Source organism: Glycomyces sp. YM15 (assembly GCF_016918015.1).
Classification (GTDB): domain Bacteria; phylum Actinomycetota; class Actinomycetes; order Mycobacteriales; family Micromonosporaceae; genus Glycomyces.
The window spans coordinates 4,199-17,140 of sequence record NZ_JAERMK010000006.1; the positions used below are offsets into that span (position 1 = coordinate 4,199).

Genomic DNA, 12,942 nt, shown 5'->3' on the forward strand with positions numbered 1-12,942 from the left:
TGTGTTTTTGTTTGGGGGGGGGGGGGGGTGGGGGGGGGGTGGGGGGGGGGGGGGGGGCCCCCCCCCCCCCGCCGGACTGCTTCAGTCGTTGATCGTCCGCAGGACCGGTTTCGCGGTCAGTGCCCGCTGGAGTTCGGGCGAGGCGGCGATGGCCTCGCTCTGGACGGTGAAGGTGACCTGCTCGCCGGGGACGAGCGTGATGAGGGCCTTGTCCACCACCGCATCCGGGTCGAGACGGTCGGCGAACAGGCAGAGGTCGCGGAGCACGCTCTCGGCGTGGACGGTGACCGTGACGCCGCCGTCGATGGCGGCGACGTCGGTCGTGAACCGGGCCTTCGGCCAGTTCATGTCCTTGTCCTCCTTGGTGAACCAGGTCGCGCGGGGGAAGTCCTCGCGGCCGGTCAGCAGGAATTCGCCGTCCTTCGGGATCGCGCCGGGCTCGAGTTCGAGCACGGCGGTGTCGCGCGGGTCGATCTCCATCTGGACGAGCGCCCGGCCGATGATGCGGCCCTCGGCGTTGCACTTCCAGAAGCCGATCACGCCGGTCCAGGCCTCGGCGGCGTCGTTGACCACCACCATGTTCAGGCCGTCGCCTTCGGGCTGGAAGGTCACGAGGCGTTCGGCGAAGACGTCGCGCAGCGCGTACCAGAGCGGCTTGAGGCGCTCCTCGCCGTCGATCGCGGCCCACGAGGTGACGGGCCAGCAGTCGTTGAGCTGCCACACGATCGCGCCCGAGCAGTAGGGCTGGAGCGAGCGGAAGTACTCGATGCCGAGGCGGATCGCGCGGGCCTGGTTGACCTGTGTGTAGTACAGCCAGTCGTCGAAGTCGCGGACGGGCGGCAGGTGGGCGTCGAGGCCGCGCTGGAGCTTCTCCTGGCCGTTCGCGGCCTTCTGGTGCCACAGCATCGACGGGCTCGCGGCTTCGAGCGGTTCGTCGGTGACCATGCGCCGCACCGTGGCCCAGGCGGGCGGGGCCTGGTAGCCGAATTCGGCGACGAAGCGCGGCTTCCAGTCGCGGTAGTGGGTGTAGTCGAGGTCGTTCCAGACGTCCCAGATGTGGGCGGAGGCGTGCGCCTGCTCGTTCGGGTGCAGGTCGCGCGCACCGGAGTAGGGACTGCCGGGCCAGTACGGGCGGGTGCCGTCCACTTCGGCCGCGAGTTTGGGGAGGAGGTCGTGGTAGTAGCCCGCGCCCCAGGTTCGTTCGCCGAGGTCGCCCTGCCAGTCCCAGTCGTGCCAGCCCCAGAGGTTCTCGTTGTTGCCGGTCCAGGTGACCAGGCTCGGGTGGGGCGCGAGGCGGGCGAGGTTGTCGCGCGCTTCGGCCTCCACTTCGGACCAGAACGGTTCCTCTTCGGGGTAGGCGGCGCAGGCGAACAGGAAGTCCTGTCCCACGAGGAGGCCGAGTTCGTCGCAGAGCCGGTAGAAGTCCTCGGACTCGTAGACCCCGCCGCCCCAGACGCGGATGTAGTTGATCCCGGCGGCGATCGCCTGCCGGAGGCGGCGTTCGAGGCGCGCGGGGTCGATGCGGCTGAACAGGGCCTCGTCGGGGATCCAGTTGACGCCCTTGACCCAGATCGGCTCGCCGTTGACCTTGAGGTTGTAGGGGCGGCCGTCGTCGTCGGGCTCGGTGTCGAGTTCGACGGTGCGGAAACCGATGCGGTGCTCCCAGGTGTCGAGGCCGCCGTCGAGGGTCACCTTGGCGTCGTAAAGCCTGCGCTCGCCTCGGTCGTGCGGGCGCCACAGCTCGGGGTCGGGGACCTCTACGCGCACGTTCGCGGTCGCCACCCCGGCCGCGAGGCGGATCGCGGAACGCCGCCCTGCGACCTCGCAGACCAGTTCGGCGTCGGTGTCGGCGGCCTTCGCGAGGCTCACCGAGAAGTCGACGGCCCCTTGGCCGTCCTCAAGGGAGACTCGCGGGACGACCTCGTCGATGCGCGCGGTCTTCCAGCACTCCAGGCGCACCGGCCGCCAGATCCCGGCGCCGGCGAGGTTCGGCCCCCAGTCCCAGCCGAAGTTGCAGGCGGCCTTGCGGATGAAGTTGCCGGGCTCGGGGTAGGCGTTCGGCCGGTCGCCGAGGCGGTCGCGCTGGGCCTCGGCGTAGGTGTACGGCGCGGTGAAGTGCACCTCGAGTTCGTTGTCGCCCTCGAGGATCTGGTCGCGCACGTCGAAGCGGTAGCGGCGGTGCATGTTCGCGGTCTCGCCGATGACGGTGCCGTTGAGGCTGACCCGGGCGACCGTGTCGAGCCCGTCGAAGACCAGGTCGATCCCGTCCCAGTCGCCCGCCTCATGGGTGAAGGCGGTCCGGTAGGTCCAGTCGTGGCGGCCGACCCAGGCCAGGTCGCGCTCGGCCTCGTCCACGTACGGGTCGCCGATGAGGCCGGCGGTCAGCAGGTCGGCGACCACATCGCCTGGCACGGAGGCCGGGATCGCGTCGACGGCCACCGGTGCCCCGGGGTCGCCGGTGACGGTCCAGCCTTCGTGCAGGGTTCGCTTGGCGGTCAAAGAGACTCCTATGCCTTGGTTAGCGAGCGGTGGGCACGGCGCGGGACGCTCGCCCTCGAGCGTCCCGGTCCGAACGTTCTCATGCCTTGGTACCCGACAGGGCGATGCCCTTGATGCTGCACTGCCGCTTCATCAAGAGCATCGCGAGGTACCTCACGCTTTGATACCGGACAGGGCGATGCCCATGATGCTGTGCCTCCGCTTCATCAAGAGCATCGCGAGGTACCTCACGCTTTGATTCCGGACAGGGCGATGCCCTTGATGAAGTGCTTCTGGAACAGGAAGAAGAACACCACCGTCGGCAGCGTAGCCAGCAGCGAGGCGGCCATCGCCACGCCCATCGACCCCGGGCTGGAGACGATCGAGTTGTTCAGGCTCGACAGCGCCATCGGAAGGTTGAACAGCTCGTCGGTGCGGATGATGATGAGCGGCCACAGGAAGTTGTTCCACTCCCCCAGCGCCACGAAGATCGCCATGGCCGCCAGGGCGGGCCGCAGCAGCGGCAGGATGATCTGCCACCAGATCCGCCATTCGCTCGCGCCGTCGACCCGGGCGGCGTGCACGAGGTCGTCCGGGATCGACCGCAGGTACTGCACCAGGAAGAACACCACGAAGGCCTTCGCGAGGCCCGGGATGATGTAGCCGAGGTAGGAGTCGGTCATGCCGAGGTCCGAGGTCAGCAGGTAGTTCGGGATGAGGCTGACCTGCCACGGGATCATCATCGAGGAGATGATCGTGACGAACACGATGCGGCGGCCGGGCGCCGCGGTCTTGGTGAGCATGTACGCCGCGAGCGAGGCGATGAGCAGGCTGATCACGGTCACCGTGACGGTGATCCAGAAGCTGTTGAACGCGAAGCGGAGGAACCCTCCCGCGACCTCGTCCCAGCGCTGGAAGACGCCCTCCACGCTGTCCTTGTTCCCGAGGGTCGGGTCGTAGAACGAGTCGAGCGAGGGGTCCTGCGGGAAGAACGTGGGCGGGTTCTTCATCAGCTCGGGCACGGTCTTGAAGGCGGCGATGATCATCCACCAGAACGGGATGAGCACGACGAGGGCCCAGAGGTAGAGCGGAAGGCGGGCGAGTTCGGCGGCCCAGTTCACGCGCCGCTTGAACGGCGTCGGCCGCTTCGTGGCGGTGCCCGCCGAGGCGAGGGTCTTGACGCTCATCGGTCGAACTCCTTGAAGGTCTTCGTGACGCGCAGCTGGACGAGGGTCACCAGGAAGATGATGAGGAACAGCACCCAGGCGATCGCGGAGGCGTAGCCGAGCTGGAAGCGGTTGAAGCCCATGTCGTACAGGTACGGGACGATCGTGAGCGCGCTGTCGAGCGGTCCGCCCACAATGGAGGCCGAGCGGCGCCAGAGCAGGTAGACCGGTTCGAAGATCTGGAACGCGCCGATCGTGGAGGTGATGACGACGAAGACGAGCACGGGCCGCAGCAGCGGCAGCGTGATGTGCCAGAACTGCCGGGCCTTGGAGGCGCCGTCGATGGAGGCCTGTTCGTACAGCTCGTCGGGGATGGCGTTGATCCCGGCGACGAAGAGGACCATCGCGTAGCCCGCGCCGCCCCAGACGGCCATGGTCGTGAGGATCGGGATGCTCACTCCGGGCTCGGCGAGCCAGGCGCGGTTCTCGCCGCCGAAGAAGCGCACGACGGTGTTGCCGAGGCCCCAGGAGTCGACCATGAAGATCCAGCGCCACACCAGGATCACGCCCACCCCGGCCGAGACGGAGGGAAGGAAGAAGATCGTGCGCAGGACGCGGTCCCGCAGCGAGGTGGTCTTGAAGGCGATGGCGAGGACGAGACCGAGCGCGATGGTGAGGATCACCGAGCCGAGCACGTACTTGACGGTGTTCCAGATGGCCTTGTGGAAGCGGTCGTCGTTGACGATGAGCTCGCTGAAGTTCTGGAAGCCGACGAACTCGGGGGCCTTGATGCCGTTGAAATCGGTGAGCGAGTAGTAGAAGGAGCGGCCGAGCGGGAAGATCAGGAAGACGATGAACAGCAGCGCGAACGGCAGCAGCATGGCGTAAGCGGGGCCGTACCGCTGGAGGCGGTGGGACGGTCGGCCGCGGCGCGGCGCGGGCGCGGGGCCGGGCGCTGCGGCCCGCTCGGGGTCGGCGGTCTGCTTGAGGGTCAAGGGAGTGCTCCGGGACGGTGAAGGCGGGCGGGGCGCGGCGGTGCCGCTCGAGGGCACCGGGCCGCGCCCGCCCGGGCGACTGCTACTGGTTGGCTTCCATGGCGGTCTTGGCGTTCGCGAGGGCCTCCTCGACCGGCACGCCTTCGAGCACAATGGACTGGAGGGCGAGCTGCACGTCAGGGGACGAGGGCTCCCAGCCGGTGCAGTTGGGCGGTCCTACGGAGGTCTCGAAGATCGTGGTGAGGGCCTGCTTGTTGGCGTCGTCGAGGTGGGTGTCCGCGACCTTGTCCGTGCGCGGGGGCAGCCACAGGACGTTGTTCTCGGCGGCGGTGGTGAGCATGGCGTCGACGCCCGCGTCGGAGTAGACCATGTCGATGAAGGCCGCGGAGGTGCCCGGCGCCTCGGACTGGGCCATCACGCCCATGACGTTGCCGCCGATGAAGGAACCGGCGTTGGCGGGCCCGGCCGGGAGGGGCGCGGAGCTCCACTTGCCCGCGAGCTCGGGGAAGCCGACGGTGAGCGTGTCGTAGTTCCAGGAGCCGCCGGTGGCGAACACGTACTCGCCCGCGGAGAACCCGGCGCCCAGGTCGGGCTGGTCGGTGGGCACGTTCTGCTCGCTGAAGCGCTTGGCCCAGTACTCGGTGCCCAGGGCGACCTCAGGGGAGTCGATGGTGACCTCGGAGCAGTCCTCGCTGTAGAGGGTGCCGCCGGCCTGGTGCATGTAGTTGAACCAGTCGAGCCAGCCGATGGGTTCCCAGGTGGCGGCGAACGGGGTCGCGTAGCCCGCGCCCTGGAGCTCGGTGATGGCCGCGTCCATCTCCTCCCAGGTGGCGGGGACGGCGATGCCCTCGGCCTCGAGGATGTCGGAGCGGTAGTACATCGAGTACGTGGTCATGTTGAGCGGCACGCCGTAGAGCTCGCCGCCGGGCGACTCGATCGACTGCCACAGGCCATCGATCACATTGGACTCGAGATTCTCGGTCTCATACTGGCGCAAGTCGACCAGGCCGCCGAGCTCGCCGAACTCGATGCCCCAGGAGAGGCCGCCGGTGAAGATGTCGGGGCCGTCCTGGCTCTGGATGGCGGTGAGGATCTTGGCGTGGGCGTCGGCCCAGTCGATGGCCTCGACCTCGACCTTGACGCCGTGCTCCTCCTCGAAGAGCTTGCCGACGGCCTCGATCATCGGCAGCTGGGTGGCGTCGCCGGTGTGCCAGACGGTGATCGAGTCGACGTTCTCTTCTTCCATGCTGGTGGCGTCCTGGCCACCGCCGCCGTCGGAGCAGGCGGCTGCGGTGAGCGCGATCGCGGCCGCGGCGGCGGCCGCGCCGAAGCGCTTGGTTCTCGAGATCACGGTGACGTTCACTCCGTTCAGGGGAAGGGGTCCACCGGCGGGCACAGCGCGGCTCACGGGACTCGTGGGACCACAGCGCTTAACCGGATAAGTGACCCGAACTTATATCCCGGATCACACTCAGTCAATGCCTTGACCGCACCGTGACCGAATTGAAATCATGGTTGTCGATGTATCGAAAAACTATGCTGAACCGGTTCGTCGAACCGGTGCGCTAGAGTCTGGAAACCGGCGGCGCTCAGTGCGCGACCGTGCCGAAGCCACCTGAGAGGACCACCGATGACCAGGCGAGTCACCATCGCCGACATCGCCGCTGCGGCGGGAGTGTCGAAGGGCGCGGTCTCCTACGCCCTCAACGGGAGGCCCGGCGTCTCAGAGACCACGCGGGCCAAGATCCTCGCCATCGCCGCCGAAATGGGCTTCGTCCCCAACCGGGCCGCCCGATCCCTCTCGGTCTCCTCGGCGCAGGCCGTGGGCATCGCACTGCGCCGCTCCGCGCGGACCATCGGCATCGAGCCCTACTTCATGGAGCTCATCAGCGGCATCGAGGCCACCCTCTCGGCCGGGTCCTACGGCCTGACGCTCCAGATCGTGGGCACCGTCGAGGAGGAACTGGAGGTCTACCGGCGCTGGTGGGCCGAACGGCGCGTCGACGGCGTGCTGCTGTGCGACATCGGCACCAGCGACCGCCGCCTCGACTTCATCGCCGACCTGGGACTTCCCGCCGTGGCAGTGGGCGGCCCGGTCGAAGGCGCACGGTTCCCGGCGGTATGGCACGACGACGTCGAACCGTGCCGCGCCATCCTCGAGTACCTGTACACGCTGGGTCACCGACGCGTCGCCCGCGTCGCGGGCATCCCCGGCCTACTGCACACCGCGATCCGCGACCAGGCGTACGCCGACATGGCGGCCGAACTCGACTTCGCCTCCGTCACGACCGTCCACAGCGACTACACCGGCGAACAGGGAGCCCAGATCACCAGACGACTGCTGTCCTCTTCCAAGCGCCCCACCGCGATCGTCTACGACAACGACGTGATGGCCGTGGCCGGCCTCGGCGTCGCGCACGAACTCGGGCTCGAGATCCCCGAGCAGCTCTCCGTCGTGGCCTGGGACGACTCGCCGCTGTGCCGCCTCACCCACCCGGCGCTCACCTCGCTGACCCGGGACATCCCGGCGTACGGCTCCAACTGCGCCGAAGTCCTCCTGACGCTCATCGGCGCCAACAGGGAGAGCGGGCCGCCGAGCGCCGAGTCGCGAACTTTCTCGGTTCAGTGCAGGCCCGCGCAGCTCTCGCCGCGCGGCTCCACGGGACCGGTCCAGTCCTGAACCGCCCGAAGCGGTCCCCGCAGTACCGGCGCGGCCACGGCCAATCTCACGGCACGTCTTGAACCCCATCAATATTTATGGTTCTCTATGTTGAAGTGGTGATTAACCGATTCACCTCCCACCCGGATCTACAGATGGGATCGACATGGAAACCGGCTCACCCGACGCCGCCCCGGCACGGCGTCGAATGACGCGCCGCCGCCGCATGCGCAAGTGGCTCATGGCAACCGCCGCCGCACTGGCCGTCGTCTTCGCGGGCGTATGGCAGCTGGTCCCTGCGGGCGCGCAGCAGACCGGCGGGTTCTCGATCGAGGGCACGCAGCTCGTCGACGCCAACGGCAACCCGTTCATCATGCGCGGCTCCACCCACCCCGACGTCTGGTACCAGGGCGAGTTCGAGAGCTTCGGCGAGATCAGCGACCTCGGCGCCAACACCGTCCGCGTCGTCCTCGGCTCCGGCCATCGCGACTGGGGCACCACCAGCGCCGCGCGCGTGCAGCAGATCGTGGACGAATGCAAGGCCCAGCGCCTCATCTGCGTCCTCGAAGTCCACGACACCACCGGCTACGGCGAAGAGGCCAGCGCGGCGAGCCTCGACCAGGCCGTGACCTACTGGGAGGGCCTGTACTCCGTCCTGGAGGGGGAAGAGGCCTACGTGCTCATCAACATCGGCAACGAGCCGATCGGCAACACCGACCCGGGCCAGTGGACCCAGGCCACGGTGGACGCCGTCGACCGCATGCGCGACATCGGCTTCGAGCACACCCTGGTCGTGGACGCGCCGAACTGGGGCCAGGACTGGACCAACACCATGCGGGACGACGCCCCCACGGTGGCGGCGGCCGACCCGCTCGGCAACACGCTGTTCTCGGTGCACATGTACCAGGTCTACAGCTCCCCGCAGACCGTCATCGACTACTTCGACGCGTTCGAGGCGATGGGGCTGCCGCTCATCGTCGGCGAGTACGCCGACACCCACCAGGGCTCCACGGTCGCCTGGGAGACCATCCAGTCCGAGGCGCACGCGCGCGGCATCGGCTGGATCGGCTGGTCCTACTCGGGCAACAGCGACCCGATCCTCGACCAGGTGCTCAACTTCGACCCGAACCAGATGACCACCTACGGCGAGCGGATCTTCAACTCCACTTATGGCATCGGGAACACCGCCGAGCGCGCCACGGTCTACGGCGACGACCCGGACCCGACCACGCCGACCACCAGCCCCACCGAAGAGCCGACCACCGGCGGCCCGACCGAGGGCGACTGCACCGCGAACATCACCGCGGTCAGCTCCTGGGGCGGCGGCTGGCAGGGGAACGTCAGCGTCACCGCCGACCAGGGCGCCGTCGACGGCTGGCGGCTCACCTGGACGTGGGCCGGGGCCGCCCGGATCACGAGCAGCTGGAACGCCGACCTGACGGCCTCGGGCGCGAACGTGACCGCGGAGGACGTGGGCTGGAACGCCGCCGTCGCCAGCGGCCAGAGCCGCGAGGTCTTCGGCTTCATCGCGTCCGGCGCCACCGAGACGCCGGTCGTGACCTGCGAGGCGATCTGATCAGGGCATGAACGCGGGCGGCGGGCCTTTCGGTCCGCCGCCCGTTTCGCTCATGTACCGGTCGTTCCGGCCTCAGCCGTTCTTGGTCGGGAGCTGGAACTTGCCGGGCCCGCCCTTCGGCATCTGGGAGCGGACGCCGCCCTTCTTGTTGCCGATGGGCTGGTGGCCGGTCTTCTCGGCCTTCTTGCCGCGGGCGAGCGCACGGCGCTGCTCGCGGTTGAGCGGCTCCTCGACGGGAGCTGCTTCTGCGGCCTCTTCGGGCTTGGGAGCTTCGGCGGTCATACGGATCCCCTTTTCGGGTAGAGCGTGAAGAGACGTGAGCGCGAAACGGAGTCAATACTCGACGTCTCAAGAACTTGGCACTCAGTCGTATTGGCGGCCCCATCGTAGGGGGCGGCCGAATCTCTTCTAAAGGATCATGCCGCCCACTCTAGCGGCTGCGCGTGCGCGGCACAACAACGTTTGCGAGTGGCGGGCGGGTGACTCTACCCTCATACGCATGACTCAGTCCAGCCGCCGAGGTTCGACGGCCGCCCCCGCGCACAGCCCGGCGAAGCTCGCGCGCGTGCGCACGGTCGCCCAGGACGCCATGCGCGGCGCCCGCTGGTGGACCCTCCTCGACCTGGAGCGGGTCCTCCGCGCCGACACCGAGTTCTGGCGCGACCTGTGGGCCCCGTCCCTCGCCATCGCCGCGCACAAGGTCGGGTTGAGGAACGCGCGGTCGCGGTTCGACGAGGCCATCGAAGCCGGATTCCACCAGATCGACCTGTTCGAGCCCGAGCTCTCGGCGGCGTTCGGAGCGGACCCGGACTGGCCGCTGGTCATGGAGCGCGCCCGCGCGAACGTCCCGGTGCCCGCACTGCGGCTCACCGCCTGGCCCGAGCCGGGACCGGCCGCGCCGTTGCGCCTCGACCGCGCTGAGGCCCACCGCGAGCCGCAGCTGGTGCCACGCCTCCCCCGGCCCGGCGCGGGCGCCTGGGAGAGCGCCAAGGCGCTCCTGGGGTGGACGTCCGGGTTGTGGCGGCACGCCAACGCTCGCATCAACGCGGGCGACGCCCTGGACGTGCTCGAGCAGGTCGCGAACGGCGCGCGCTACTCGTGCGTCGAGTACTCGATCGTGCTCGCCCAGGGGCTCAACGCGCTCCGCGTCCCGGCCCGCCGGGTCTGGCTGCGGCGCGGGGACTACCACGACGGCGTCGGCCAGGGCCATGCCGTGGCCGAGGCCTGGATCGACGACCTGGACCAGTGGGTGCTGCTGGACGGCCAGCACGGGGCGTACTGGGCGGACGAGAACGGCAAACCGCTGAGCCTGCCCGAACTGCAGGCGCGCGAACGACCCGCGCGGCCGGTGCACGTCGGCGCGCGCGAGCTCATGAAGGACCCGGCGCTGTGGGCGGCGTACTTCGCGCACGCCTCGGTCACCGGGATCGCCTGGGAGCCGACGGGTTTCGTGCCGGTCTTCCAGGACGGGCAGGTCCTCGCCACCGAACGCCTGGTACGCGACAGCGCGGACGCCTATCCGCGGCTCTCCGACCTCGGGATCGGCGTGACCGCGCTCGGCGGGGCGCCGGCGGTGGAACTGAAGCCGGTGCACCCCTATGCGATCGGCGGGTCCTGGAACGGCGAGACCATCACCGGGCAGGGTCGGCAGCGGTTCGCCCGGGTGCTCGACCGCGAACCGGGCGAGCACCGGGCGGCGCTGGCCGCGGTGACCCCGTTCGGGCCGTTGGCATCTCGCGAGCTGCGCTGGACCGCGAGCTGAACCGATACCGATCAGCAGATATTGACATTTGCCTATCTATTGACAGGCAAGCGCTCGCACGATAGATTTGCTGCACTTCCCTCGAAAACCATCAAGAAGCCGCACCGGCGGCGCTCCGGCACAGTGAACGACAGCCCACCGCCGTTCATCGTTGGGAGCGCTCCATCGATGCGGACCGCCTGGCCTCGGGCCCTGCGGTTTCGGCGAAGGCCCCCGGCTCCCGGCTCGTCGGGAGTCTTCGTCGCAGAGGGCCGCCCGCGTCGGACAGCGCGGGCGGCGTTCAGCGCAGCGCCTCGTCCAGGATGTAGCGCTCGGCGTCCAGCAGCCGCAGGTCCCGCGCCGGGCGGCGCAGATGCCCCTTCTCGACGATCCGCTCGAACGCGGGATCGCCCGCCTGGGCCATCCGCCGGATGCCCTCGATGTGGTCCACGATCCGCTTCCGGATCACCTTGATGAAGCGCTGCCGGTCGCGGTCGGAGAGCCCGTACGCGTCCGCGAACATCCGCAGCCGCCGGGCCCGGTCGGGCTTCTTCCAGCCCAACGTGATCGAATCCCGGTCGGTGAAGATCGGCACCCAGGTCCAGGCCGCGTACGCGACGTCGTAGATCCGCGCGCCGGGGCTCGCCAGGTCGAAGTCGATGAGCGAGAGCGTCCCGTCCGGCCGCCACACCACGTTGTGCGGCGCGGCGTCGTGGTGGCAGATGACCTCGGTGTCCGGCGGCGGCGGCCCGAAGGACCGCCAGGTCGCCCCCTGCGGCGGCCGGAAGCCGTACTGCGCGTCGTGGAACATCCGCAGCATCTTCGCGACCGCGCTCATGGTCTCGTCCGTGGTCCAATGCGGCGCCAGCGGGTACTTGCCCGGCTCGCCCTCGACGAACGAGAGCACCTCCCGGGCGTGCTCGTCGATGCCCAGCACCCGCGGCGCGCCCGTGAAACCGGCGCCGTCCAGGTGCCGCAGCAGCGCGTGGACGGCGGGCGTCCAGGGTCCCGTGTTCCGGCGGACCGTGTCGCCCAGCCGGACGACCGTGCTCGTATTACCGCCGATCAGCGGAATCTCGTCTTGGCTCACCGGTCCCCGCAGTGCCTGCCGTCTTCGTTGATAGGGGGTGTCAGGACTCGTCGCCGTCGCCGGCGCTTCCATCGACGATCGCGTCGACGAACGCCCCGACTTCGAACGGGGCCAGGTCGTCCGGCCCCTCTCCGAGTCCGACCAGCTTAACCGGTACCCCCAACTGCCGCTGAACCGCGATCACGATCCCGCCCTTGGCACTGCCGTCGAGTTTGGTGAGCACGATGCCGGTGACGTCGCAGACCTCGCCGAAGACCTTGGCCTGCTGCAGCCCGTTCTGGCCGGTCGTGGCGTCGAGCACCAGCAGCGTCTCGGCCACCGGGCCCTGCTTCTCGACGACCCGTTTGACCTTCCCGAGCTCGTCCATCAGCCCGGCCTTGTTCTGGAGCCGGCCCGCCGTGTCGATCAGGACGACGTCGGCGCCCTCCGCGGCCCCGGCCTTCACCGCGTCGAACGCGACCGATGCGGGGTCGGCGCCCGCGTCGCGGCGCACCACCTTCGCGCCCACGCGCGAACCCCAGGTCTCCAACTGCTCGGCGGCCGCGGCGCGGAACGTGTCCGCCGCGCCCATGAGCACGGTCTTGTCCTCGGCGATGAGCACGCGGGCCACGCGGCCGCACGTCGTGGTCTTGCCGGAGCCGTTGACGCCGACCATCAAGATCACGGCCGGGCCCTCCCCCGACGGCGCGACGGTCGCGATCGAGCGGTCGAGCTCCGGTTCCAGGACGGCGGTGAGCTCGGCCTTCAACAGGCGGCGCAGCTCCTCGGGGTCGCGGGTGCCGAGGACCTTCACGCGCTCGCGCAGGCTTTCGACAACCGCGGTCGTGTCCGCGATGCCCACGTCGGCGGTCAGCAGGGTCTCCTCGACCTCGTCCCACACGTCGTCGTCGAGCTTGTCGCTCGCCAGCAGCGCCAGCAGGCCCTTCCCCAGCGCGTTGTTCGAACGGGCCAGCCGCGAACGCAGCCGCACCAGGCGACCCTCGACGGGCTCGGGCGTCTCGACGGCCGGAGCCCGCGGCTCCTCCACCTTCGGCCCGGCCTGCTTCGGGGCCTCGACCTGCGGTTCCTCGGGCGCCTCGACGGGCCCCGACTGCGCCGCTTCAGACCGCGACCGGGACGAGCGAACACCGAACGCGACGCCGACCACCGCGGCGATCACGACGACGGCCGCGACCAGCCAGATCCACAGGTTGTCCACAGGTAAGTCCTCCACCAGAGCTTCGATCGCACCCGCGCG

10 protein-coding genes are annotated in these 12,942 nt (G+C 69.4%); 3 read left to right on the top strand and 7 right to left on the bottom strand.

The features are described 5' to 3' along the window. Positions 1-81: 81 nt before the first annotated feature. From JHY01_RS08335 to JHY01_RS08350, 4 genes are all read right to left on the bottom strand, one after another. A complete protein-coding gene (locus JHY01_RS08335; protein WP_205325169.1) occupies positions 82-2,499 on the bottom strand; it encodes a glycoside hydrolase family 2 protein in 2,418 nt (805 codons plus the stop codon). A 227-nt stretch (positions 2,500-2,726) separates the two neighbouring features. Further along, on the bottom strand, positions 2,727-3,665 hold the full coding sequence (locus JHY01_RS08340; RefSeq protein WP_205325170.1) for a carbohydrate ABC transporter permease: 939 nt from the start codon (positions 3,663-3,665) through the stop codon (positions 2,727-2,729). Continuing rightward, positions 3,662-4,639, bottom strand: a complete 978-nt coding sequence (locus tag JHY01_RS08345; RefSeq protein ID WP_205325171.1) for a carbohydrate ABC transporter permease — start codon at positions 4,637-4,639, stop codon at positions 3,662-3,664. Before JHY01_RS08345 ends, JHY01_RS08340 begins: the two co-directional genes overlap by 4 nt. 82 nt (positions 4,640-4,721) lie before the next feature. Next, entirely contained in the window at positions 4,722-5,990 is a 1,269-nt protein-coding gene (locus JHY01_RS08350; protein WP_205325172.1) for an extracellular solute-binding protein, read from the bottom strand. A gap of 279 nt (positions 5,991-6,269) precedes the next feature. Between JHY01_RS08350 and JHY01_RS08355 the strand changes: the two genes are divergently transcribed. Then, a complete protein-coding gene (locus tag JHY01_RS08355) occupies positions 6,270-7,319 on the top strand; it encodes a LacI family DNA-binding transcriptional regulator (protein WP_205325173.1) in 1,050 nt (349 codons plus the stop codon). A gap of 145 nt (positions 7,320-7,464) precedes the next feature. Next, a complete protein-coding gene (locus tag JHY01_RS08360; protein ID WP_205325174.1) occupies positions 7,465-8,874 on the top strand; it encodes a cellulase family glycosylhydrolase in 1,410 nt (469 codons plus the stop codon). A gap of 72 nt (positions 8,875-8,946) precedes the next feature. Here JHY01_RS08360 and JHY01_RS08365 read toward each other — a convergent pair whose 3' ends face one another. Then, entirely contained in the window at positions 8,947-9,156 is a 210-nt protein-coding gene (locus JHY01_RS08365) for a hypothetical protein (protein WP_205325175.1), read from the bottom strand. Between the two features lie 217 nt (positions 9,157-9,373). Between JHY01_RS08365 and JHY01_RS08370 the strand changes: the two genes are divergently transcribed. After that, positions 9,374-10,636: a transglutaminase domain-containing protein gene (locus JHY01_RS08370; RefSeq protein ID WP_205325176.1), complete on the top strand. Its 1,263-nt coding sequence runs from the start codon at positions 9,374-9,376 to the stop codon at positions 10,634-10,636. A gap of 280 nt (positions 10,637-10,916) precedes the next feature. Here JHY01_RS08370 and JHY01_RS08375 read toward each other — a convergent pair whose 3' ends face one another. Then, a complete protein-coding gene (locus JHY01_RS08375) occupies positions 10,917-11,705 on the bottom strand; it encodes a phosphotransferase enzyme family protein (protein ID WP_270121377.1) in 789 nt (262 codons plus the stop codon). A gap of 40 nt (positions 11,706-11,745) precedes the next feature. After that, positions 11,746-12,894, bottom strand: coding sequence for a signal recognition particle-docking protein FtsY (gene ftsY, locus JHY01_RS08380; RefSeq protein ID WP_205325399.1), 1,149 nt, complete (start codon positions 12,892-12,894; stop codon positions 11,746-11,748). Between the last annotated feature and the right edge of the window lie 48 nt (positions 12,895-12,942).